A 25,360-nucleotide genomic window follows, 5' to 3' on the forward strand; every position below is an offset into this window, starting at 1 on the left:
AATAATGAAAAATATTAAAAGAATATATAGCATAGCCATCGCACTTCTTGTTTTGGGATTTGCAGGCTGCATGGACCTTTCTGAGACTTTCTACAGTGAGTTGTCCAAAGATAATTTTTACAACAATAAGCTAGAAGTGATGCAAGGGGTCTTGAGACCTTTTACACACATGCAGGCTTGGTTGGCACCTACAGGTCAGAGTGGTTATTACTACCATGGTGAATCTGCCGCTGACCAAATTGCTTGGCCACAAAAAGGACGTCACGGTTATGATGGTGGTGATCACATCAGATTGCACTACCATACTTGGACTGCCAATGAACCAAGAATGAGATCAGCTTGGGGATTGATGTGGGGTGGAGTTGGATATGTAAACTCAATCCTTGAAGATGTGGAAGGTCTTGATATTGAGAGAGCTGGCATGACTGAAGATGAAAGACAAGCAATTATTGCTGAAGTCAAAGTTATGAGAGCTTATCACTACATGAGAATCATGGACATGTGGGGTAATGTTCCAATTATCACTACTGTAGGTGAGCCTTTGAATCCACCGACTTCTTCAAGAGCTGAGGTTTTTGAATTTGTGAAATCCGAATTGGAAGCAAATGTGGAGCTTTTGGAACCACTTTCTCAAGAGTTGGTAGGTAGAGTATCCAAAGCTGCAGGATATGCAATGCTTTCTGAATTGTACCTAAATGCTGAAAAATGGAGTGGCACTGCCATGTGGGATCAATCTATTGCTTACGCTGATAAAGTAATCAACGGTGAGGGCGGTTCTTTGACAGGAGCTATTGGATTGGATCCAGATATCAATGGTCCTTTCAGAAATGACAACCAAAATTCTCCAGAGAATATCTTCCAGTTTGCTTTCAGTAGACAAGGTGGATTCTCTTTTGGATGGGGCGGTTTCTTCATGGGCTACTCCAATATGTCCGAAGCTTTGGACGTGACCTACAGTGGATGGAATGCATTTGTTGTAATCCCGTCGGCATTTGATGCATATCAGGAAAATGACATGAGAAAGTCTGAATGGTTCCTATTTGGTCCTCAGTATAAATATGGTACAACTGATCCAGTGATCGGTACCGAAGAATGGGATGGTCAGCCATTGGTATATGTGAATACAATCAGAAGAAACTCTGAAGGTGCAACCGGTGAAGGATCCATGACTGAAGGTGAAGAAAACTCTGGTGCTAGATTTAACAAGTATAAGTCTGGAACTAAAGATGATTTGAACTATCAGGAAAATGATTACATCATCTACCGATTGACTGAATTGTATTTCAACAAAGCTGAGGCTCTAATGAGAAAGAATGGTGGTCAGGCTACTCCTGAAGCTGTTGCTTTGATCAATGAGTCTAAGAAAAGAGCTTTCTCTGAAGAAGATTGGGCCACTGAAGCATATACTACCAGTACTTTGACTTTGGATGAGCTTTTGGCAGAAAGAGGTAGAGAGTTCATTTTCGAAGGAAAAAGAAGAACTGATTTGATCAGATTTGGAGCATTTACTTCAGATTCATGGTGGGACCATGAGCCAAGTGGAGATTCCAACTTGGAGCTTTTCCCAATTCCTGAAATTCAGACAAATTCCAACCCTAACTTGGTTCAAAACCCAGGTTATTAATTAACAAAAGGTCGGTAGGGATTTTGACCTACCGACCTAATTTTCCTGCTTTCCGACAATAATTTGACCCTTCCAAACCATTCTTAACCTATTATAGGGTGAGAATGATTGGTAATCTCTTGACTTTTGGATTATTTAGCATCCCCTTATGCGGGAAGGATTTATCCAAATTCTATAGTAAATCAATTTAAACCTATGTTTTCCAAAACTAAAATTCTATGGGCTTGCCTGGCGATAGGTCTTCCTATCTGTACAGTTTCAGCCCAGACTACTCAGCTGCGCCTTGCTGATTTCTCCAACAACAAAGGCTCTTGGTCTGAGGTAGGAGATGCTTGGGCAAATCCCTTGGGAGCTCAACAAATCCAAAGTTCTGGACAGGGAACTATCCTTGTCAATCAACCAGCTAAAAAGAAACCAGGAATGGACTTGGTTTCCAATGAAAAATTTGGTGACGCTGAAGTCACTCTAGTTTACATGATGGCACCGGGATCCAACTCCGGTTTATACCTTCAAGGTCAATATGAAATCCAGCTTTTGGATAGCTGGACCACCACCGATCCTAAAGCAGGAGACAATGGTGGGATCTATGAGCGTTGGGATGAAAGCAAGCCCGATGGTCAAAAAGGATATCAAGGTTATGCTCCAAGACAAAATGCTACCAAAGCACCTGGGACTTGGCAAGAATTAAAAGTGCTTTTCAAAGCTCCTAAGTTTTCTGCTTCTGGAGAGAAAATTGCAAATGCACGAATCGAATCAGTAGTACTTAATGGAGTATTGATTCATGAAGATGTTGAACTTTTCGGACCTACCAGAGGAGCACTTCCAGGTGGTGAAGTGGCCGAAGGTCCTATCAGAATTCAAGGAGATCACGGTCCAGTTGCTATCCAGTCATTGACTGTGAAGCCGATGGATACGCCAGCTCCTACTTTTTCAGCTATTAACTATGAAGTGTACCCGGGTTCTTTCGAGGAGATGCCAAGCGCAAGTAGCCTGACTGCTGCCAATAAGGGTACTATTTCAGATTTCGACGAGTTTTCTACAGGATTGACTCAGGAATCTTTGGCAAAATTGGAGACCAAAGTTTCCATCAAAAAAGCAGGTAATTACACCTTCTTGATGTCAGTTCCTAACGGATTGGGTTCATTGCAAATCGGGACCGGTGGTGCTGCTACTTTGCAAAGAGGAATCAAAGTAGAGAAGCAATTGGAAGCTGGTGAATATCCAGTGACTATTTGGGTTTCTAAGCCCAGAGATTGGACAACCGAAGGATTCTCTTTGAGCGTTGAAGGTGATACTATGTGGTCAACTGAATATAGCAATCCAGCTGGAAGCTTCGAGGGTTGGCCTACAGATCCAATCTTGGTAGATACAGAGCAAGATCCGGTTTTGAGATCATTTATCGAAGTACCTGACGCGAAGAAAATCTCTCATGGTATTTCTGTTTCTTCTCCTTTTGGGACAAGCTATTCCTATGATTTAAATTCCAATGAATTGATCAGAGTTTGGAGAGGTGGTTTCTTGGACGCTACTCCTATGTGGAACAGCCGTGGTAATGGTGTTTCCAGACCTTTGGGAGCTGTGACAGAATTGAGCAAAGGAGAAGAATTGTTCTACAATGCATCTTATGCTCCACTTGCTGATGATTTGAAATCCAAAGGATATGAAATCTTAGGTCCTGGAGCTTTGGAATTCAAAGCTGTAAATGAATCAGGTACCGAATTCAAAGATAGAATTCAAGTAATCGATAGCGGTAAAGGCATCGAAAGAAGTATCAGTTATTCAGCATTTCCTGCAGGTACATTGGTGAAAGTTGCACCAGGCCAGGAATTGGTAGAAATGGGAGATGGACTCTATTGGGTGAAGGATAGCGGTTTGTTCCTTTCTGTAGGTGAAAAGGTAAAGCCAGTAGCTCAGAATGGTGCTATCTACCTTCCTGCTAGCTCTACAGTGACTTATCGTTTACTATTTTAATCCCGATCTGACAGAATTGCTATGAATAATACAATCAATAAATTGAAATCCTGGACTTTAACAGCATGTGCTCTGACTATCGGTGCCGTAGCTGTGGCTCAGGAATCACCAAAAGAAGAGGATTTCTTCAAAATCCTAAAAGTTCCTGCTCCGGAAGGAACCTTGCTAGAAGTTGGTGGCTTGACCATGATGCCCAATGGCAATCTAGGTGTGGCTACTCGTAGAGGGGACGTATTTATCGTTGAAAACCCGACTTCCAGCTCTCCTTATTGGTCTAAATATGCTTTTGGACTTCATGAGATTTTAGGTTTGGCCTATCATGAAGGTTCTCTATATATGGTTCAGCGTGGTGAATTGACCAAGTTGACAGACAAAAATTCTGATGGAAAGGCAGATCAGTACGAGACTATCGCTAGCTGGCCTCTTTCAGCTCACTACCACGAGTATAGCTTCGGCCCTAAAATCGCTCCTGACGGAAACTTCATCGTCACTACCAATGTGGCTTTTGGTAACCAAGAGTGGTGGAGAGGTGAAGCACGAGTTCCTTACAGAGGGATGACTTTGAAAATCCATCCTGATGGTACTATCGAGCCTTATGCTGCGGGGATGAGATCTCCAGCTGGTCCAGGAGTCTTGAATGGTGAAGTATTCTATACCGAAAACCAAGGAGATTACATGGCTTCTGGTGGTTTGTGGCATTTGGAAAAAGGAGATTTCTCTGGTCACCCAGCAAGTTTGGCTTGGTCTCATTTACCTGAGATTCCTATCAAAATGGGTACTGAGGAGTTCAATGCAGTAGTTGATCCAATGAAAATCCCGAATGGTCGTGGTGGATTTGCGAAGCCTGAAAACCAAGTGGATGGTGAGTACATTACTTTGGCTCAAGCAAAAGAAAAGCTTCCTGAGATCAAATTGCCGGCAGTATGGTTGCCTCACGGTGTTCATGGGATTTCCAACTCTGAGCCTATTGTCATTCCTGACAACTACTGGGGACCTTTTGGAGGTCAAATCCTAGTAGGTGATCAAGGACAAAGTAAAATCATGCGAATCATGCTTGAAAAAGTAAATGGCGTGTACCAAGGTGCTTCCATTGACTTTAGAAGCGGATTCCAGTCTGGTGTGCTTCGTTTGATTTTTGCAGGTGATCAGTCTCTTTTCGTAGGAGAAACCAACCGTGGTTGGGGATCTGCAGGTGATGCCAATGAAGGTTTGCAAAGATTGGTTTGGAACCGTGCGATTCCTTTCGAAATGAGATCTGTGAAGGCAAAGCCTGATGGATTCGAGATCGAATTCACCAAGCCTGTAGACAAAAAGTCTGCAGAAGACTTGACTTCTTACATGATCTCAAGCTATACCTATAAGTATTTCCCTGTGTACGGTAGCCCTCCTGTCGAAAACAAGGAGCATGAAATCCTAGGTGTGGAAGTTTCTGAAGATGGTAGAAAAGTTCGTATCGCTATCGCAAATCCTGTTCAATTCCACGTGCATAGAATCAGCCTTCCTGGTATCAGAGAAGCTGGAAACTATCATGAATTGGTACACACAGATGCTTACTATACCTTGAACGAGATCCCTTCCGGAGCGAAGATGACTATCAAGCCTAAAGTGGTAGAAAAGCCTGTTGCGGCTAAAGTTGAGGACGATCCGAAGCCAATTCCTGCTGCGCGTGTTTCAAAACCAGCAGTTCCTTCTGAGGCTGAAATCAAAACTCTTTTGGCTAAAAATACCTGTACAGCTTGTCACACAACTGATAAAAAAGTGGTTGGTCCAGCTTTCAAGGATGTAGCAAAGAGAAATTATAGCGCTGAAAAAATTGTAGAATTGATTTATAATCCACAGCCGCAAAACTGGCCTGATTATGCAACTCCGATGGCTCCAATGCCTCAGGTTCCTAAGGATCAGGCTTTGAAAATTGCGAACTGGATCAACTCATTAAAGTAAGTAAACTGAATTGGGTTATTTTATAGATGAATCTAGCTGGTTTATCAATTTGGAAACCGACAGCTTTCTGGGCTGCCGGTTTTTTCTTTTTATTTAATTCTTTCACCTGATTTTTTTACCACAGAGCCACGGAGAACCCTGAGCTTCCGCAGAGAAATTGTTCTTTGATCCGCGATATTCATCGGGATTGATTATTTATCATTTCATCCTTCTCCCCAAACACCTTCGCCCTGATCGGTGCCTGCCTACGGAAGGTAGATCCTCACGGATCTTTTAAAGCTAGGGAAAGAGAAAAAGAGTTTGGAGAGTAGAGATCCGGATAATTTTAGGAGAAATAGAACATTCTCCAAATTCCAATTCCACTTTTCGTATTTCTCATTTCTGAACTTCCGTCTTCTGTCTACTGTCTTCTAGCCCTTTAACAAAAGGAAATCTGGATACTGGTGCAAATGTGGATGTTCTTATTCTTTTTTTAGGGCAAGATGTATTTCGTCCTATTTTGGAATCAATTTGTTCGATATGGGACGTCTCTCTTCTATTTTTGGCTGTTTATTGGCCAAAAAGCGCTGTTTCTCTGGCATGATTTTGTTCTTTTAAGATCTCGATTTATCATTCAACTCACCCATGCTTCGAAGCTTTTTGAAAATTTGCCTAAGGAATCTAGCACGCCATAAAATCTATACTCTGATCAATTTATTAGGATTGGGTACGGGTATCGCTGCTAGCATTTTTATCCTTTTGTGGATTGCCGATGAAATCAGCTATGATGATTTTCATGCGAATGGAGACAGGATTTATTCCGTGATGGTCAATAATCATCAGCCAGAACGTGAAATAGAAACTTATCCAGTTGCACCTGCTTTGCTAAAAGATGTTTTGCTGGAGAAAATCCCGGAGGTAGAGAAGGCTTCTCGCTATAGTTTCGAGACAGATCTATTGTTAAAGCATGAAGGGCATCCTTTTCAGGAAAAAGGAATCTATGCCGACCCTGCCTTTTTTAGCATCATGAGCTTTCCAATTGTAGAAGGAAATTCGATTGAAAATGTATTGCCAGGAAAGAACTCGATTGCTATTTCTCAAGCTTTGGCTGAACGAATTTTTCAGAATGAGAATCCGATAGGAAAGACCATTTCCCTTCCAAATGGGCTGGATTTGGCGGTATCTGAAGTCTTTGAAAATGCTCCAGAAAACTCTTCACTTCAATTTGATTTTGTGCTTCCTTTTGAACTGATGCTGGATGAAAATCCCTGGATGCAAAATTGGCAAAGTGGAGGAAGCAGGACAGTGGTTTTGCTTCGAGATGGAGCTGAAGTTCCTTCGGAAAAGATCAGTTCCTTGATTTCTGAAAACTGTCGAGACTGCACAAATAGACCTTTTCTATTCCCATTCCAAAAGCAACATTTGCATGCAGGATTTGAAAATGGAGTCTCTGTAGGAGGTAGGATCCAGCAAGTTTACCTTTTCTCCTTTGTCGCATTTCTGATCTTGGCGATGGCCTGCGTCAATTTCATGAATCTTTCCACAGCCAGATCTGCCAGTAGAAGCAAGGAAGTAGGGGTTCGGAAATCTGTCGGAGCAAGTAAATGGAACCTGATGGTCCAGTTCATTGGAGAATCGGTGATTCTTACTTGGTTCGCTTTGATTTTTGCACTGATGCTTGTTCAGTTGCTTTTGCCTGTATTCAATGAAATCACTGACAAATCCCTGGTGCTGAATTTGGCAAATCCTATCTTATGGGGAGGAGTGATCCTATTGACCTTGGTGACAGGATTGATGGCTGGTTCTTATCCAGCTTGGGTACTTGCTCAGTTTAATCCATCCAAAGTGCTCAAAGGCGACAGCAAATCCGGATTGACGGGAGCTGGATTGAGAAAAGCCTTGGTGGTAGCTCAGTTCGCAGCTTCGGTGATATTGATTTTGGGGAGTATTGTAGTGTATCAACAGATCCAATTTATTTCCAATCGAAACTTGGGTTTTGACCGGGAAAATATCATCGTAATAGATCAAAATGAAGGGCTTGTTAAAGCTTACTCAGGGATCAAAAATGAATTGCAGCAACTCAGTGGAGTGGAGGAAGTTGCTTTTGGAGGAAACAATGTCTTTACCATTCCGATTATGTCAACCGACCCTAAATGGCCGGGGAAAACAGATCAAAATCAAGTCAACTTTAAGGTTTTCCGCTGTGATGCCGGTTTCTTACCCACTTTGGATATTCCATTGATTGCAGGAAGGAATTTTGTCGGAGAAAGAGATTCCTCAAATTACCTGATCAACAGAAAGGCGGCGGAAGATATGGGGCTGAGTGTGGAGGAAGCGGTAGGAACCAAAATCGATATGTGGCATGGTCCGGGAGTGATCGTCGGTGTTACAGAGGATTTTCACAATGACAATCTGAAGTTTGGAATCCAGCCTATGATTATGATGTACTCTGAGAATCTGGGGAATCATTACTTGGTTCGGCTTTCAGCTCAGCAACCTTTGGATCAGGTCCTCGCTCAAGTGGAGGATGTTTTTAAAGAATACAATCCAGGATATCCTTTTGAATTCTCATTTCTCAATGAGGTTTTTGATAGGGAGTATAGAATGGAGCAAGTGATAGGCAAGCTATCCATGGGCTTTACGATTTTGGCTATTCTGATTTCTTGCCTGGGACTATTCGGACTGTCCCTATTTACAGCAGAGCAAAGAGCCAAAGAGATTGGTGTTCGTAAAGTGCTGGGAGCTTCTGTAAGCAATTTGGTCTTGATGCTTTACAGGGATTTTGGAGTGTTGGTTGGGATCAGCTTATTGATCGGAGTTCCGATCGCTTGGTTCTTGATTTCCAACTTTCTCTCGGGATATACCTTCCATACCACCGTTCATTGGTGGCTTTATGTTGGTGTAGGAGTGTTTATGATGCTATTGACCTTGCTGTCAGTGGGCTTTCAATCCCTCAAAGTCGCCTTTTCCAATCCTGTTGACTCGCTTCATTTGGATGGGTAAAAATTTAGGCTAACTGGCTATCCTGCTTCTCTTGGCTATCCTGCTTTTCCAGAAACAGGATGATTTGAGAACGTTTGGTACATATTGTTGGGGCAGATTTCGGAGAGCATTCCTGTCCAATGAAACAAAAGCTGGCTACGAAGCAGAAACTTTGCTGGCAGCCGTTCACCCGCCATAAGCTATATGCTTTGTTATGGGCTGCCTTTTATTCTTCTTCAATTTCCTTTTCTTTCCAAATTCCGAGTTCCTTTTCTTTGGCAAAAAGTTCAGCTGTTTTAATTTGTTCAATGAATCTGTCATAGTCTGCTTTATCGACAAATACTTGAACATTCATTTTTTCGTCAGAATCTTCATAAAGTTCTTTTTCCCATTTTTCCATTTCGTCCCAAGTCTTTGGTTTTATCATGGTTCCGCCTGGGAAACACCCTTTTCTAATCAAATAATTATTCAAAGTGTCTTGTTGGTCAATTATCCAACAATATTTCATTTTAGATTCAGGGGCTTTTATCTCAACCGGTCCAAATGCTGATACAGGAATTACAACCGCTTTAGGGTGTTCATTTATCCAACTTGTGATCAGGCTATCTGAATCGTCCGAGCGTGGTGTTCTGAAGAATCCAGTTCCCAATAGGCAATATGTACTTTTAGGCTCGGAAGTTGTCGTTCCGAAAATAGATTCAAATTTAAAATCGGATAATTTTAATTCTTCAACTTGTTGCTCTTGTCCATTACAAGAAGTGAATGTCAGAACAATTGAAAATATTGTAATTAGTTGTCTCATTGTCGTTTTCTTAGGTTGCCCATAACTCATTAATTTATACACCTTTGGTGCATAAATCCACCCAAAATCAGAGGGATAGATACACCTTTTATAGTCTTTATCTCCTCCTTCTGGAAAAGCAGGAAAACTCCAAATCAAATTAATAAAAAAGCTCGTGACACGAGCTTGGGCAAAATAAACTCAATAATGATATGGGGAAAAATAATTTTTAGCTTTCCGTATATGAGCGGTAGCTATGGAAATAGGAAAGCGTAGTTTCAAACTACGCTTAGTGGGGGACTCGGATATTCTACTTTCCGATCAACTTTTCCAATCGCTGCATCATTTCGTCCTTTTCCTTAAGCATGCGCTCGTATAAGGCAATTTTCTCCTCGTGAAGTTTGATGATTTTATCAATGGGGTGGAAAGTACAGTTATCATTTTTCTGATAACCTACTGATCCATTATCGAAAGTATTCGAAATAATATTCACAGCTTGTTCCTCGTCGAAATTCTGGAAAGCTTCTACTGGAAGTTTCAATACCTCAGCGATTTGGCTTAAAAGGCTGGCTTCTATTTCTTCTTTCTGTTCCAAAAGAGAGATTTTCTTTTGGCTCCAGTCTTCACCCAGTTCGTAGGCTAATGCCTCCTGTTTGATACCCAGCATTTCACGAAAGCGTTTGATATTTCTACCTTGGTGGATTTGTTTGGATGGAGAATCGCTCATGGGGAAGAAGGTTAGATAAAAAGATCTTTAAGGAATTTGGCTTTGGATTATTGTTCTAATCAAATTTAAACCTTTCCTACATTCTAGAAAGAATGCCAGACTGAATTTCTTAGGTAATTTAGTCGAGCGCAGGGATATTTTATCCATTTTGGAAAAATTCGGGAAGGTAATTCCAAGAAGGTGTAGCTTTTTCTAGGTAAAATTTTGCTGTATCCAGAAGGGATCATGAATTGCAAATTCAAAAAATAGGAAAGCGTAGTTTCAAACTACGCTTAGTGGGGGAACGGTTTGGCTATGCGCAGTGGCCCGAAGGGAATTGCGTGTAGGTGTTGTTGCCAGCAATATTTCATTTTTTCTTTTCAAAGTACTTTTTGACTACAAAACCTGATTTGGGTTCTCCTGTTTCAGAGTCTATGTAAGAAATTAGTATGTACTTATGCCTTATTTCGATCACAGTAACTCTTTGTCCTTTTTTAACGAGACCAATTATTTTACTGTTCTTTTTGTCAGCGTATCTTAAATTGACGTTTGATCTAGCAATTCTAATTTGTTTCAGTTTTTGAAGTTCAGTCTCAATTTTTTTTGAGAGTTCTTTATTCATTTGCTCGATTTCGGTCCTTGTCTGTTCTATCACATCTTGATTGCTCAAGTCCGACTGCTGTTTATGGAAACTATACAATGTCAGAAGGAAGCTGATAATTGTAATTAACTCGAAGATGAATTGGGTTGCTTTCTCTGTTTTAGTTTTACCAAGTAATCCGTAAAGCTCAAGGACAACTGCTTGTTTCAATTTGTCAAGATCTTGAACTGTAACTGGTTTATTTCGGGTCAATAAATCATCTGATGCATTTGCAATTGTTTCATTTGCTTCTTCCGCGACCTTGATGTCATCCCATACACGACTTATTGTTACATCTCTTAAATATGCCTTTGAAATTCCTCTTAGAGCAACATCAATACCATTGAATTTGTCAAGGTGCGTTTGGCTTAATGATTTAGCTATCTCCGCTAGATTACTTGAAAGCAATAATTGACTTGAAGCAAATCCAGATAGATTGTCTGACAGTTTTTGATTAGTCTTTGCTATATCTGCAAGGGTAAATGTAAGCCCCAAAAGTGTATTCTGATTTTTGGGGTATTGCATTGCTTTCATTTGTGCTGCGATACTATTACCGAATACTGCTGTGGTTGTATTGAAAGATTTCATTTGATGAGATATTGACTTAGCAATATCAGTGAGTCCACTTAGCCCAGTTAAGTTATTCTGTATTTTGCTTTGTTCGGATATTGCCTTAGCTAACCCTTGCAAAGAGTTCAATCCAAAAGAGTTTTGTATTTGCTCATTTTGCTTTTGCATTGCTTTTATTAATTCCTGTATTGAGTTCATTTTATATTGCTGGAAACTCATTTATTTATACATCTTTTGTTCATATATCAATCCAAAATCAGTTGGATAGATATAATTTTGTAATGTTTATCTCCTGCTTCAAGAGAAGCAGGAAAACTCCAAATCAAATTAATAAAAAAGCCCTTTACATCCCCAGCTTGGGTAAATAACAGGAATTTCTGCTGGTAATTTTAAGGATAGTTCGTTATCCACTCCACTGCGTTTTCAGACATTTTTTCATAGTCATGGCCTACATTTTCCACAGTATCAATTCCCCAATTAAATGCCCAATTATTTTTATTCTTCAATTCCTCGTTCGCATTAAAAAAAGTTGTTCCCCGCTCTAGCCGATGCGCTCCTTGTTCCATGGCCAAATCCGTTGTTCTAAAAGTTCCTAAACTTGGGTCATTGTCTAATTCTCCCAAGAGGATAATCAATCTTTTTTGATAGGCTTTTTGCAGATCCGTTTCTGTATTTTTTATTCCATAGGGAAATTCAAGATTCCCGTCTGGTAAGGTGTAGAATCCAGAATTCGCAGCGATAGCTGTTCCTATTCTCGATTCCGGCATCAACATGACCATTCGATGAACGAACTGTCCACCAGCTGAATGGCCAAAAATGTCGTACTGCTCGTTTGTTAGGTTATTGACCGATTTAATGTGGTCAAATATGTTTTCAACAACTGAGAATGCCCATTCACTTTTCGGGTTTTTAGTCCCAAAAAAGGTAAATAAATTCCCTTCTTGATAGTCGTTCGTGGTATATTTTGAAAACTTATTTTCGAATTCAGGAGCGATGATTAGTAGCTTGTTTTTATCGGCTAATTCAACCCAGGCGTTTAGATAATCATCCGCATTTCGCCCACCACCGTGCATCACGAAAACTATTTTGTCTTTGTCCTTCCAGTTTTCTGGTTTATAGGTCCAGACTTTAATCGATTTTCTCTCACTGTTTTTATAAGCATAAATTACAAAAGAGTCTATACCTACACTGATTGTACTGTTTTCTGTGATTTCAGGTCCCTTTGGAAGAACATAGAGGTATGTGTAAGCTGCTATTGAAAGAAGTAAAAGAATTGAAAAAGTATATAGAATTACCTTTTTTAATACTTTAAAAAATTTGCTCATTGATTCGCTTTTGGATTACCCAAATTTATACAACTTGATAGGCTGAGGTATTTTTATTTTTCTAATTGGGACTTATTTTGGAGTAGATTTTTTTTATTAAAACGGTTTGGAACTACCTGAAGGTGGCGATTTCGGAGCACTACAATGTCAACCAAGCACAAATGTTGATCGAAGATCAATGCTTGACTTAACCACTGAACCGCCACTTTTGGGTAGGTGCTGTTATAGGGCGTTTTTCTTTGGTTATTCATTTTCTTCTGTCGTGTCTTTTTTTCTTTGAATTGATTTTATTCGTCCGTTCTTGAATTCAACCCTTATGTCTATATTTTTTGTCAGAAAAAAGAACTTTTTATAAGTTTTACCACATACCAATACTAAGTCATAATTAAAATTGTCAAAAGGAATTTCAATTACTTCCAGAGTTAGTTTCGTTTGTCTGATTAAGTTTTCTAAGTTCACTTCTGAATTTTTCAATGAACTTAAAATATACTTTTCAATGTCAGGTAGGTAACTTTTAAAGTTCTCCTTGAATTCATTGTATTTGTCAACTTGTTCTTGTTTTATTTGCTTGTCTTTTGATATAAAATACAAGTCACAAAAATTCCCATAACCTTCAAAAATTGGAGAGTCGTGATACGTCTCTGAGTTCCCTGTCCAAGCAGTTATGCGTGAAAAGTCCTTTTTAATTTTTTCAATGGTCAACATATTCTGTTTCTTGTTTATGTGGACGTCTATTATAAATGCCCGATAACTCATTTATACATCTTTTGTGCATATCCTCCGCTCCAGGAGAAGCAGGAAAACTCCAAATCAAATTAATAAAAAAAGCTCGTGAGAACACGAGCTTGGGAAGTGAGATTGCTTCGTCGTTCCTCCCTACCTTCAGTAGGCAAGCTCGCAATGACGAGTATCCTTACAGCCTAATTGCTCTAGCCAAAGTACTTGCCATAATGCCTAGTCCTTCTGTATTGGGATGAACTCCATCAGGAAGCAAGTCTGCTCTATCCATCAGTGGCGTATACAAATCAACCAATCTTGATCCGCTGGACTGAGCGATGTCTATGATCATCATTCTTTGTTCATTATTCATCACATCAGCTGTGATTCCGAAGTTATCCTTTGTCACAGGAACAGGCATGACCACATAGACTTTTCCGTCAGCCGGCATATACTCTTTGAATTCGGCGATCATGTCCAGATAGTCTTTTCTGAAATCAGCTTTGTGAGCCCAGTTTTGAGGTTTGGAATCATTGGTTCCCAGCATAATCACCAGGATATCTGGTCTGAAATCTTTGGCATCTTGGAACAAAGTCTCATTCCAATAAGGGTAATCTCCTTTTCTCAATAAAGTTCGGCCTCCCATACCAAAGTTGACTACCTCATAAGTGTCTCCCAGAATGGCCTGAAGCTGTAGGGGATAGCTATCGGGATTGTCTCTTCCGGGACCTTGCGTGATGGAATTCCCCACGCAGGCGATTTTGATAGGAGTTTGTGAAAAAGCAGGAATAGAGAGTAAAAGAAGAACTAAAACAGAATAAAAGGATTTCATAGGTTTATTGAATTGTTTTTTTGTTAGATAGCCAAAATAGGAAATTTTGTTCAGGAAAATACCCTTGATTCTAAGAGTAAGGACCCTATTTTTACCAAATGCAATTGCTGAAGAAATTCTTCCTGTGGTTCAATTGGCTTTCTCTGGATGTGGTCTTGGGATCCATGGCTGGAATGCTGTTTTTTTCCAGATTACTCCATGTCTCTTTGGATTGGAAGATGGATTTATTGTTGGGCTTGACGGTGTGGGTGATCTATACCGCAGATCACCTTTTGGATTCCAGAAAAAAGGCCGAAATAGATCTCAGCCCCAGACATCAGTTTCATGCCAGAAACTTCAAGACTTTGGGAGTAATCGTATTGATTGCAATCGGTGTGGGGCTTTTTGGAGCGATTCAAGTTCTGGGTTTTTCAGATGAATTGTATTGGAGTGTAGGTCTATCAGTTTTGATTGCTGGAAGTATGGGGATGATCCGTTTGGGGGGAAAGGCAGTCAATGGACTGAAAGAATTGAGTACAGCGATATTCTATGTGTTGGGTATTTCGTGGATACCATTGCTGAGATCAGATACCTTGGATAAGGATTGGCACTTTTGGTTGCTCTTTGGGCTGTTTTCAGCTTTGGCATTTTTGAATTTGTTGATGCTTTCTTGGCTGGATAGAAATCAAGATAAATTGGCAGGATTCCCTTCAGCAGCACTTTTGATTCAGCCAGAGAAAATGATCATAAAAATCCGGCAGTTGGCGATTCTGATAATCTTGGGATGTTTAGCTGCGTTTATTTTGATGCCTTCCTTTTACAGAGTTTTTGCCTGCATTTTATTGGTGATGTGTCTGCTCCATTATTTGATTTTTTTCAACAAAAACCTGCAACCGGAACAGATCAGAAGAAGAATGGAAGCAGTTTTCCTGCTCCCATGGATATTGGTGTTGGTTTGACTTTATTAGAGAATACCTCGCCCTGATCCGTGTCCTCACTGCCTAGATCCGTGTCTTCACGGATCATTTTCATAAAAAGCGAGTGGAGACACTCACTTGGGCAAAAAAAATTTTATTTAATCCCCCTTGCCCCCTTGAGAAGGGGGACTTGTTTGGAGAAAAAATCAAATCTGAATTGAATTTGATTCGGAGCCCAAAGGTAAGCAGTTCCAATTCCCCCTTTTTTAAAGGGGGCAAGGGGGATTGATCTTATCTATTAAACAAACGCACTATGTCCGGTAATAGCCCTGCCGACGATCAGAGAATTGATTTCTTTAGTGCCCTCGTAGCTATAGACAGCTTCTGCATCCGCTACAAATCGAGCGATGTCATGTCTCAACAAGATGCCATTTCCTCCAAATAATTCTCTGGAATGATCGACGATGGATCTCATTCTTAGCGTACAGAATACTTTTGCCAATGATGCATGTTCATCCAAAAGCTCTCCCTCATCCTGCATTTGAGAAAGTCGGAATACCATCGTTTGCATGGCTGTCAAGTCGCCCAACATAGTCACGAGCAAGTCCTGAACCAGCTGGAAGGAAGCAATCGGTCTTCCAAATTGCTTTCGTTCATTCGTATAAGCCAAAGCCAATTCATAAGCTCCCCGGGCACATCCCACAGCCTGCCAAGCTACTCCGGCTCTTGTCATTCGAAGAACCTTGGCTGTGTCTTTGAATGAGTTTGCATTTTGAAGACGATCAGATTCCGGTACTTCGCAGTTAGTAAGCGTGATCAAGGCATTTTGTACAGTTCTCAAAGCCATTTTGTCTTCCAACTTTTCTGCCACGAATCCCGGATTGTCTTTTTTGACGATAAATCCTTTGACCTGATTATCATCCAAATCTCTGGCCCAGATAATGGTTATATCCGAGAAAGTTGCATTGCCTATCCACTTCTTTTGTCCATTGATGATCCAGGTGTCTCCTTCTCTTTTACAGGTTGTCGTTAAGCCTCCGGCAGCTCCAGATCCGACTTCAGGTTCAGTCAATCCAAAGGCTCCGATTTTTTCCAGTTTTTGCAAGGCAGGAATCCACTCCTTTTTCTGCTCTTCAGAGCCGCAGAGATAAATCGAGCCCATAGCCAATCCACTTTGAACTCCAAAAAAGGTAGAAATGGAAGTGTCAACTCTGGCCATTTCCATCGCAATAAATCCTTCCAAGAGCGCAGAGTGTCCCGGACATCCGTAGCCTTGATAAGTCAGTCCGGCTATGTCCAATTCAGCCATTTTTGGAATGATATGCATGGGGAATTCTCCACGATTCCAGTACTCATTCGCGATAGGTTTGATTTCTTTTTCCATAAACTCACGAACCCGAAGTTGGATTTCACGCTCGTGGTGGGGAAGACTTTTTCCCAGTTCATAAAAGTCTCCATTGATTGGTGGGATTTCTTTCGGTTTACCGGCTCCTTTGAGCATTCCCATCATTTTGGAAAGGTCGGATTCACTCATTTTACTCACCAGACCCACCATCTTTGGAAGGTCTACTTTTTGGGAAAGTTTGGAAATCTGCTCTAGGTCTACAGATTGCAGCAATTGACGTAATCCGGCAATGTTTTTAAAAAGATTTTTCATGCGATTATTTATCGGGTTTATTTTAGCATTTGGTGATCGTTTATGTTTCAAACGTTCAGAATACTATTTTCGGTTTTATGAAAGACAATTATCGATGGCTTGCACCGGTTTATACCCCACTTTCCAGAATGGTTTTTGGAAACCAACTGCATGAAGCCAAAACTTGTTTTCTTTCTAATATACCAAACAAAAAAGTCTTAATTCTTGGAGGGGGAGACGGCTGGGATTATCGTGGTTTTCAAGAGAACTTGACAGGAAAATTTGTGGAACTCTCCCCAAGTATGCTTTCCAAAGCAGAGAAAAACCTGAAGGATTCAAAGCTTGATTTTGTCCCGGCGACTGTCGGGATGGGTCCTTTCGATTTCAAAGAACAATACGATGTGATTTTGCTTCCATTTGTTTTGGATACTTTCACTGATCAGGATTTGGAATTATTCTTTTCCAAAGTGAAAGACAGCCTAAATTATGGTGGAGAGGTGATTTTAGCTGATTTTTTTCCTTCCCAAAACTGGAGGCAGGAAGTGATGATCAAAACCATTATTTCCGGCTTTCGAATGGTAGCAGGGCATGTCAGGCAGGATCTTCCGGATTATGAATACTTCTTCAAAAGCATCGGGATGCAAAAAGTGGAGGAGAAAATCTGGAAAAAAGGATGGATTAAAGCGCAGATTTGGAGGTGATTTTTTTAATGCCCCTTTCCCAAAATATAAAATAGTCGATCCATAAATTCGCCGGACCAAATCACTGTTCTCCTTATGATAAAACCTTCTTTGTCTATTTGTGTAGTCTTAGAGTTCAGGACTATATAAGTAAGTGTAGCCTTTGAGATAAGTTTGGTTTTATACAGTATTTCTTCACTCTTTATATAAAGTTAAACCAAGGTTTTTTCAATTGAAATTTGAATATACCTTGAATTAACCCTGTATAAACCCTGTATAAACCTCGGTTAATGCCAAATGTTAGCAGGGAATATAATTGGCTTAGAAACGAGTTAGAATAGAAGCTGAATTGTTTTTATTCTGAAGATTTCTCAATGATCTCTGTGATCAAATCATCAAAATATCTTCCATTTCCAGGTCCATACCAGTTCATTTCTCGAACTTCGTGAAAGTGCTCATCATACAATTCATCGGGCGTGATATAGCCGATATAGCCTCCATTGAACGTGGTGATGATCAGGTTTAAGCCTTTTTCTTTGGCGAGTTGATCCCATTTCTCATAGAAAATGCCAGAAATCTCACCGCTGGAATCGATCCAAAGCGTGTTTCCTATTCTTGTGAAATCGATGTGGGCGTTGGTTTCTCCCATTAAATAATTGAACAACCAAGGTCTCAGTCTGAGGTCATCTGAAATTCTCAAATGAGGGTCTCTGAGTTTTAAATCCAATCTTGAACTGGCCAATAGTGGGTTTCTGATCGTGCCAAACTTGGTCATTTTGATCCGGTTTAGGGAATCAAGATCGAGGGCATATTCTTGAATTGCTTCGGGCGTTTTGCCAGGAGAAACCGGTCGGTGTGAACCCACAGTTCCAGCTGCATAAATTGAAAGATCATATTCAGACTCTTCCATTTTTCTCATCAGGTAAAAAGGATAATCCCCAGAGAGCCCCATAAACTTGGAGCTTAAGCAAGTCGCATGAGCAGAGTAAGTCAAAATCGAAGCTTTCTTCCCAGAGTTTTGAGTGAAGATTAACTCCCGAGTAAAAGGATCAATCGGACCTCCTTTGACAAATCTATTGGCTACCAATTCTGGTACGTTTGCTTGACGGAAAGTAATGCTTGCCGTATCCAGACTCGTTTGAGCTTGCTGGATGGCTTGAAGACTTTTGTCGGCAATCATTTCCACAAGGTCTTCATCAAAGCCACCAAATGCCACTTCTCCCAAAGGACCTGGCATATATCCTCCCATTCCAGAATGGGTATGGGTTGCCGTGAAAATCAATCGAAGAAGATTCGGATATTCACTTCGGATTTTCTCCTCTACTTTTTGAGCTAAAAATGGATGTACAATCAGCAACTCAAAGTTGATCCAAGCGATTTCACTTTCTCCATTGCTTAAAACAATGCTTTTGACAAAGCTGCTATCCTGAACGAATTCATAAGGGCCTCGGGGAGCATAGCCAACCAGTTCTGCTGGTTCTTGAGGAGTCATATTTGCTTTCCCCCAGCCAGCTAGCCAAAATTCCCCATGGGTGGAAGTGAATGGAAGAGACTCCAGATCCTGAAATGTTTCTTTGTAAAATTCCTGCTCTTGAATAGGACTTCTGTCTACAGTAGTAATGGAAAAGATTCCGATTACTACCAAAAACAGAAAGATCCCGAGAAGGATCTTTCCAAATGTTATAAAAGCAGGTTTAAGACTCATGCTTAATATTCAAATTTTCCGTAAGAACTCTGAATGGTTACTTTTTTACCTTCATGTGGCTCTACTCGACCGATGATTTGGGCTTCTACTCCGTAAGACTCAGCAATGTCGATGATCTCGTCAGCATATCTTTCATCGAGATATACTTCCATTCTGTGGCCCATGTTGAAGACTTTGTACATCTCTTTCCAGTCTGTACCACTTTCTTCCTGAATGATTTTGAACAAAGGAGGAGTCTCGAAAAGATTGTCTTTAATGACATGCACATTGTCTACAAAGTGTAGGACTTTGGTCTGAGCTCCACCACTACAATGAACCAAACCATGGATATGAGGTCTTAAATAATTTAAGATATCCACCATGATTGGGGCATAGGTACGAGTAGGAGAAAGGACCAATTTACCCATGTCTACAGGAGCTCCCGGAGCCGGGTCAGTCAATTTATATCTTCCTGTATAAACCAAGTTGTCAGGGACAGCTGGGTCAAAAGATTCAGGATAGTTTGTTTTAAGGATTTTGTTGAAGACATCATGTCTTGCAGAGGTAAGGCCATTACTTCCCATTCCTCCATTGTATACGCTTTCGTAGTTTGCCTGACCATAAGAAGACAAGCCAACAATCACATCTCCCCCTTGGATTTTGTCATTGGAAATGACTTCATCACGACGCATTCGACAAGTCACGGTGCTGTCTACGATGATGGTTCTCACCAAATCCCCAACATCAGCAGTCTCGCCACCGGTCAAAACAGCGTTTACGCCATTGTCTCTCAGCATCTGAAGAACTTCCTCAGTTCCTTCGATAATCGCTGAAATCACTTCACCTGGAACCAGGTTCTTGTTTCTTCCGATAGTGGATGAAACCAAGATATTGTTGATAGCTCCCACACAAAGCAAGTCATCCGTATTCATGATGATTGCATCCTGTGCAATGCCTTTCCAAACGCTCAAATCGCCTGTTTCCTTCCAGTAAAGGTAGGCCAAGGATGACTTGGTACCTGCCCCATCAGCATGCATGATATTGCAAAAATCAGGATCGCCACCTAGGGTGTCTTCTACGATTTTACAAAATGCTTGAGGGAATAATCCTTTGTCCAGCTTGGAGATTGCATTGTGGACATCTTCTTTGGAGGCGGAAACACCGCGCTGCATATAGCGCTCGTTCATGGAATATTTGGTTTGTTATCCAGCCGCAAAGTTAATTAATCCAATTCATTGGAGAAGGATTCAAGAGGAAAATTGATTGTTTTCAAGGCCGTAGACGGAAAAGGGATTCAGTAAACTGTGGTCAGTATGCAATGATCAAGATGGATCCTTGTACAAAGTACCATGTACCAAGTACAAAGTACGTCATACCTTAACCTAAGTTTTAGCTTTCAGCTTTGAGCTTTTTACTTTTAGACTTCAGCCTTTATTCAAACATTTCCTCAATCAATTGGGTGTAGAAGTCACGAACTTCCATTCCAATTGCTCTTACTTGTTGGGAGATTAAGCTGGTTTCTGTTTGACCAGGAACGGTATTGATTTCGATAAAGTAAAGCTTGCCAGTTTCGTTTTCTAAGAAGTAATCGATTCTAACAGCCCCTTTACAGTTTAGCTTTTCATAGACTTTGGTCACCACTCTGCCTACTCGATCGATTTCCTCCTGATTCATACGTCCCGGTGTGATTTCTTCTGTTACACCAGCGACATATTTGGCTTCATAGTCAAAAAACTCCTTGCTGCTCACGATTTCAGTAGCTGGAAGGACAGTGATTTCACCTTTTCCACGGAAAACACCGATTGAAAACTCGCGTCCAGAAACAAATTCCTCTACCAAAACCTGCTTGTCTTCAGCAAAGGCTTTGTCCAGGGCTTCTGGTAATTCTTCCCAGGTTTTCACTTTGGACATGCCGATGGAACTGCCGCCGTTATTTGGCTTGATAAAAAGAGGGAGCTTCAATTCACTTTCAATCTTTTGGCGATTCTTTTCTGAGTTTTCAAAAAGCTGAAGGGATTGAGCCACATTGAGCTCTGGAATGTCCTGAACAATGGCTTTGGTGTAGCCTTTATTCATGGTGATCGCAGAGGTCAACTGGTCACAGGTTGTGTAAGGAATATTAAGCATGTCAAAATAACCTGCCAATTTCCCGTCCTCACCCGGAGAGCCATGAAGAATATTGAAAACTCCATCAAAGGTAATTTTTTCATCTCCGATAGAAATAGAGAAGTCATTGAGGTCAACAGGGACTTTTTCACCAGATGCGGAGACAAAATGCCAATCTCCTGGATAAACCAGGATTTTGTAAACATCATAAAGGTCCTTATTGATTGTTTTTTCAACAACAGCTGCGCTTTTCAAAGAGATGACATGCTCACCTGTGAAGCCGCCCGTTACTAAGGCTATTTTCTTCTTCATATCCGATAAAAATTAACTCTGCGAAGTAGTTGAATTTCTGCTAATGTTCAAAGTGAATATTTCTAAACCCTCCAAGGGTTTTTCAAGCCAATTTGATCTGATCCAGATAGAATTTCATCCGGCTATGATCTCTGGGTAAAAAGTCAATTTTTTCGATTTTGTCCTCCTTATGGTTATAAAAGACCTCGACATATTCATTTTCCAAAAGGTAGAGATTGATTTTATGTCTGTAATACCGAATAGCCACAACAAAAGTACCCTCAATGTAGAGGGTTTTGATTTTTTGATGCAAGGGTAGCTGACGGAATTCTTCTCTACTCATAGATTTCTATTGATACTGCAATTTAACCAAAAAAGGCTTTAGAATATGTTAAACCCGCAATATGCATTAGACTTCCTGTTCCGAGCCCAAAATACTTCGAAATCAATCGCCTCGCTGCATTTAACTCATTCACCAGAGCGGTGCTATGCCTCATTCGTTAAATGCTTGATTTTCTCCCATTTTGAACTCTCACTACGGTTCCTAATGCCTAATACGGGTTAAACGCATTCTCACTGGAATAATTTCCTGAAACCTGAAAATCTAGAAGTCAACCCTCTAACCTTGTCTGGCTGAGGCAAAAAAATACCCCCGATTTTTTCGGGGGTAAGGGTGATTAGCAAATAACTCGCCTTTTTAATGAGCTACTACTTGAAAATCTTTGATAGCCTCACTGAAGTCCAATACTTCAGCATCCTTTTTCAAACCTGCTACGATACTGGTTCCAGCAGCTGATCTATAGCCACCTGCACAGTGAATCAAAACCGGTTTTCCGGAAGGAATTTCTTCCGCTCTTTCTCTCAATTCTTGAAGTGGAATATTGATAGAGTTGTCAAAAATCGGAGAGTTTGCATGCTCATCTCGACTTCTGATGTCAACAATCGTATATGCGTCTGGGTTTGCACTGAAGGCCTCGACGTCGAAGGAAGTTCCTTTTTCAGTCATTCCAGCTGGACTGACGACAGCACCTTTGATCAATTGCTCGTATCCAATTTTGGAAGCTTTGTTGATTAGGTTTTCCAATTCTGCAGCTGATTCAGCTACTAGAAAATAGTTTTCCTCAGGGCCTACGATTGATCCCAGCCAAGTTTCAAACTTTCCGCCATTCATGATATTGATTGCGCCAGGGATATGACCTGCAGCAAATTTGTCTTGAGTGCGGGTGTCGATGACTACTGCTCCTTCAGGAAGAATAGATCCTTCAGGCCAAATGCTCACATTTGAGATGGATCGTTGGAAAGCAGGAGCTCCTTTTTTGTTCATGGCTACATCATATCCAAAGTATTTTGGAATATAAGGCTGTCCTTGAAGTAAAGAGTCTACAAAGGTACTTTCATCCAAATCTGCGAAAGCCCAGTTGGTAGCTCTTTGCTCACCAATCGTAGACTGCCTTGCATCGCTTAGATTTTTACCACAAAGAGAGCCAGCTCCATGTGCGGGAAATACCAATACATCGTCTGCCAAAGGCTTCAGTTTGTCCTGAACCGTATGGTACATCATCTTAGCAAGATCTGCTCTTTGAGCTTTGAGGTTACCTGCTTTTTCTCTCAAGTCCGGTCTTCCTACATCTCCGATAAATAAGGTGTCACCAGAGAAAAGAGCATGGTCTTTTCCATTTTCATCCTTCAACAATATGCTGATGGAATCTGGAGAGTGACCTGGAGTGTGAAGAGAATGAAAACTTACATTTCCCATTGTGAAAGAATCTCCCTCATCAAATCCTTCATGTGGATATTCGGCACCAACTAGTTTGGAAACATAGATTGTTGCACCTTCATTTTGATGGAATTCCAAATGAGAGCTGACAAAATCTGCATGTGGGTGAGTTTCGATCACCGCTACGATTTTACCATTTACCTCATCTGCGAAGTCATAATATTGCTGTGGATTTCTTCCTGGGTCTACTAAGGCAATTTTACCTTCACTTTCGATCGCATAGCTTGCGTGAGCTAGGCCTTCGTCATAAAACTGTCTGATATTCATAAGATTATTATTTTTCGATTTTGTATTACAAAGGTAAAACATGACCGAAGTCATATTTGGTGAGCTTTATCACTTTAGGCTCAAAGCCCTTTAAAAATGCGACTAGCCGATCATTTCGAGGCAAATGTCTTGCTTTTAATGCCTTAAGACAGTAACATTGATTACATGAATAGGAGCTCTTCTTTATCCCGTTTTTCCTTAGTCCTTCTAGGAATGTGCTTTTTGACTCTGGGATTTTTTACTTCTTGTAAATCGAATAAAGTAACCAAAGATGATCCGGTTTTTACGGTCATCTCCACGGCAAAATCATATCGTGGAACTCCCTATAAATATGGAGGCACTACACGAGCCGGGATGGATTGTTCCGCTCTAGTTTACCATTCCTATTATTCAGTAGGAGTGACTATGCCTAGAATCTCTGCCGATCAGGCCAACATGGGTAAAAAGGTTTCTCCTCGGGATTTGCAGCAGGGGGATGTTTTGTTTTTTGCTACCAGCAAAAAGAAAAATAGGGTTACTCATGCCGGAATAGTTACCGAAGTGCACAAAGGGGACGTTCGATTTATCCATGCCTCGACCTCATTGGGAGTGACTGAAGACTTTTTGAGCAACCGCTATTGGAACAAGGCTTTCTTATTTGGTCGGAGGATACTGGAATAAAAAAGAGCACCAACTCTGATGCTCCTTTTTACTCATAGTTAAAACCCGAAATATGCATTAGCAATTCTATTTCATCCATTAATTGCTTCAAAATCAGTCATTGCATTGCTGTTTTCAACTTCCCCATAGCTGTGCTATGCCTCAGTTTCCAAACAGTCTGATTTTCTTGCAATTCATGCCTTCATAACGAAACCTAATACATAATCCGGGTATTACAGAAATTACTGTCCCGCTTCCACTAACTCATATTCAAATGAAGGATATCCTCTTTCTCCTGCCTTGGTCAGAGAAAGGAATCTCAATTTGTAAATATTGTCTTCGGTATCTTGGATAATGTAATATCGATCAGTCAAAACAGCTGGTGAGGAACTAGGTCCGCCTCCTGCTCTCCAGTGAGAACCGATGGTTAGTCTATCTGAGGTGTTCAAGCTAAAGCTTAAAACGTCCTCAGAAGAGAAGTCTGCATAGGCGATATCCGCCTCCAAAACTTCAGCTGCTCCAACTCCATTTTGAGTATTGTGGTATACTAGATCCTGAAAGAAATAGGCTAAAGTTCCATTTGCAGCTTGAGGATAGGGTGTGGAGGAAGTGCCTGCAGTCCAGGAGATATCCCATTCTGACTTTTTAGGTTCGACTGATACGATTCCTTGCTCAAAATTGAAATAGACAAAATTGTAGTCGGAATCTTTTGAGATTTCTACCGAAGAAAAAGTAGTGGCATCTGCATCTGCATATTCAAGTGTGTAGCCTTGGCCATTGCGGATGATTCTGATTTTCTTCCAAGCTTTAGCTTCGACTCCACTAGCTCCTCGGGAAAGCAAGTAAACTTCATTTTCAGCTTCGGTGGATGAAATGGCTTCAATTACTGGATTACTCAATGGAGTAGATGGATCATCTACATGAAGAATTCCATCTAAATTGGTGAAAGAAAGGATAAGTTCTCCTGTGGCTTCCGCGGCTGCAATTTCGGTTTCGCCGACAGCATTGATGTCGGTTTGTCCAGTGGCTGATGCCATGGCTCCAGTGGTTCCATTGATCAAAACTTTGAATTCGGTCCCTGAATAGAATGCCAAATCCCAAGATTCTCTTGAAACGGCAGTTTGCTCAGTCGCTCTCAAATTGATAAAAACTGAATTGGGATATGTTTCTCCTCCACCATTGACTTCGATTGTTCCTGTTTCATTTGGCGGAACTACAATTGGGCTGTCGTCTTCAGAACAGGAGAATAATCCTCCTAAAGATAGTGTCAAGAGGCCTAATTGGAAGAATTGGTACTTTTTCATTGTGATTTTTGG

Annotated in this window: 20 protein-coding genes; 7 read left to right on the top strand and 13 right to left on the bottom strand. The window is 40.8% G+C overall.

Going from position 1 to position 25,360, the window contains the following annotated elements; genetic code table 11:
* Positions 1-4: 4 nt before the first annotated feature.
* From BUF13_RS15210 to BUF13_RS15225, 4 genes are all read left to right on the top strand, one after another.
* On the top strand, positions 5-1,624 hold the full coding sequence (locus tag BUF13_RS15210) for a RagB/SusD family nutrient uptake outer membrane protein (protein ID WP_073572679.1): 1,620 nt from the start codon (positions 5-7) through the stop codon (positions 1,622-1,624).
* Positions 1,625-1,819: 195 nt separating this feature from the next.
* On the top strand, positions 1,820-3,595 hold the full coding sequence (locus BUF13_RS15215) for a 3-keto-disaccharide hydrolase (RefSeq protein ID WP_073572680.1): 1,776 nt from the start codon (positions 1,820-1,822) through the stop codon (positions 3,593-3,595).
* 21 nt (positions 3,596-3,616) lie between these two features.
* Complete coding sequence (locus BUF13_RS15220; protein WP_073572681.1) at positions 3,617-5,536, top strand: c-type cytochrome; 1,920 nt, start codon at positions 3,617-3,619, stop codon at positions 5,534-5,536.
* Between the two features lie 624 nt (positions 5,537-6,160).
* Positions 6,161-8,518 (top strand): ABC transporter permease, encoded by a 2,358-nt coding sequence (locus BUF13_RS15225; RefSeq protein ID WP_073572682.1) that lies wholly within the window; start codon positions 6,161-6,163, stop codon positions 8,516-8,518.
* Between the two features lie 205 nt (positions 8,519-8,723).
* On the opposite strand, the gene BUF13_RS15230 is transcribed toward BUF13_RS15225, so the two are convergent.
* From BUF13_RS15230 to BUF13_RS15260, 6 genes are all read right to left on the bottom strand, one after another.
* Complete coding sequence (locus BUF13_RS15230) at positions 8,724-9,299, bottom strand: hypothetical protein (protein ID WP_134204500.1); 576 nt, start codon at positions 9,297-9,299, stop codon at positions 8,724-8,726.
* 289 nt (positions 9,300-9,588) lie between these two features.
* Complete coding sequence (locus BUF13_RS15235) at positions 9,589-10,005, bottom strand: helix-turn-helix transcriptional regulator (RefSeq protein ID WP_073572684.1); 417 nt, start codon at positions 10,003-10,005, stop codon at positions 9,589-9,591.
* A 346-nt stretch (positions 10,006-10,351) separates the two neighbouring features.
* Entirely contained in the window at positions 10,352-11,413 is a 1,062-nt protein-coding gene (locus BUF13_RS20670) for an SH3 domain-containing protein (protein WP_073572685.1), read from the bottom strand.
* 170 nt (positions 11,414-11,583) lie between these two features.
* Positions 11,584-12,519: an alpha/beta hydrolase family protein gene (locus tag BUF13_RS15245; protein ID WP_073572686.1), complete on the bottom strand. Its 936-nt coding sequence runs from the start codon at positions 12,517-12,519 to the stop codon at positions 11,584-11,586.
* 243 nt (positions 12,520-12,762) lie between these two features.
* On the bottom strand, positions 12,763-13,224 hold the full coding sequence (locus BUF13_RS15255) for a hypothetical protein (protein WP_134204498.1): 462 nt from the start codon (positions 13,222-13,224) through the stop codon (positions 12,763-12,765).
* Positions 13,225-13,432: 208 nt separating this feature from the next.
* The gene (locus tag BUF13_RS15260; protein WP_073572689.1) at positions 13,433-14,068 is read right to left on the bottom strand and encodes a GDSL-type esterase/lipase family protein; all 636 of its coding nucleotides are present in this window, start codon (positions 14,066-14,068) and stop codon (positions 13,433-13,435) included.
* A gap of 98 nt (positions 14,069-14,166) precedes the next feature.
* Between BUF13_RS15260 and BUF13_RS15265 the strand changes: the two genes are divergently transcribed.
* Positions 14,167-15,006 carry a hypothetical protein gene (locus BUF13_RS15265; RefSeq protein ID WP_073572690.1) on the top strand — a complete coding sequence of 280 codons (840 nt, stop codon included), beginning with the start codon at positions 14,167-14,169 and terminating at the stop codon, positions 15,004-15,006.
* 256 nt (positions 15,007-15,262) lie between these two features.
* On the opposite strand, the gene BUF13_RS15270 is transcribed toward BUF13_RS15265, so the two are convergent.
* Positions 15,263-16,621, bottom strand: coding sequence for an acyl-CoA dehydrogenase family protein (locus BUF13_RS15270; RefSeq protein WP_073572691.1), 1,359 nt, complete (start codon positions 16,619-16,621; stop codon positions 15,263-15,265).
* Between the two features lie 77 nt (positions 16,622-16,698).
* Here BUF13_RS15270 and BUF13_RS15275 point away from each other — a divergent pair, with 77 nt between their 5' ends.
* Positions 16,699-17,301, top strand: coding sequence for a class I SAM-dependent methyltransferase (locus BUF13_RS15275; protein ID WP_073572692.1), 603 nt, complete (start codon positions 16,699-16,701; stop codon positions 17,299-17,301).
* 334 nt (positions 17,302-17,635) lie between these two features.
* Here BUF13_RS15275 and BUF13_RS15280 read toward each other — a convergent pair whose 3' ends face one another.
* The 5 genes from BUF13_RS15280 to BUF13_RS15300 form a co-directional block, all read right to left on the bottom strand.
* On the bottom strand, positions 17,636-18,985 hold the full coding sequence (locus tag BUF13_RS15280; RefSeq protein ID WP_073572693.1) for a neutral/alkaline non-lysosomal ceramidase N-terminal domain-containing protein: 1,350 nt from the start codon (positions 18,983-18,985) through the stop codon (positions 17,636-17,638).
* Positions 18,986-18,987: 2 nt separating this feature from the next.
* Positions 18,988-20,151 carry an AIR synthase related protein gene (locus BUF13_RS15285; RefSeq protein WP_073572694.1) on the bottom strand — a complete coding sequence of 388 codons (1,164 nt, stop codon included), beginning with the start codon at positions 20,149-20,151 and terminating at the stop codon, positions 18,988-18,990.
* Positions 20,152-20,395: 244 nt separating this feature from the next.
* Positions 20,396-21,382 (bottom strand): D-alanine--D-alanine ligase, encoded by a 987-nt coding sequence (locus tag BUF13_RS15290; protein ID WP_073572695.1) that lies wholly within the window; start codon positions 21,380-21,382, stop codon positions 20,396-20,398.
* Positions 21,383-21,464: 82 nt separating this feature from the next.
* The gene (locus BUF13_RS15295) at positions 21,465-21,704 is read right to left on the bottom strand and encodes a hypothetical protein (protein ID WP_073572696.1); all 240 of its coding nucleotides are present in this window, start codon (positions 21,702-21,704) and stop codon (positions 21,465-21,467) included.
* 354 nt (positions 21,705-22,058) lie between these two features.
* Complete coding sequence (locus tag BUF13_RS15300; RefSeq protein ID WP_073572697.1) at positions 22,059-23,405, bottom strand: MBL fold metallo-hydrolase; 1,347 nt, start codon at positions 23,403-23,405, stop codon at positions 22,059-22,061.
* A gap of 165 nt (positions 23,406-23,570) precedes the next feature.
* On the opposite strand from BUF13_RS15300, the gene BUF13_RS15305 reads away from it, so the two are divergent.
* Positions 23,571-24,065, top strand: coding sequence for a C40 family peptidase (locus BUF13_RS15305; RefSeq protein WP_073572698.1), 495 nt, complete (start codon positions 23,571-23,573; stop codon positions 24,063-24,065).
* 221 nt (positions 24,066-24,286) lie between these two features.
* On the opposite strand, the gene BUF13_RS15310 is transcribed toward BUF13_RS15305, so the two are convergent.
* Positions 24,287-25,348 carry an HmuY family protein gene (locus BUF13_RS15310; protein WP_073572699.1) on the bottom strand — a complete coding sequence of 354 codons (1,062 nt, stop codon included), beginning with the start codon at positions 25,346-25,348 and terminating at the stop codon, positions 24,287-24,289.
* Between the last annotated feature and the right edge of the window lie 12 nt (positions 25,349-25,360).

The sequence above is a fragment of the Algoriphagus zhangzhouensis genome (assembly GCF_900148515.1).
GTDB classification, from domain to species: Bacteria; Bacteroidota; Bacteroidia; order Cytophagales; family Cyclobacteriaceae; genus Algoriphagus; species Algoriphagus zhangzhouensis.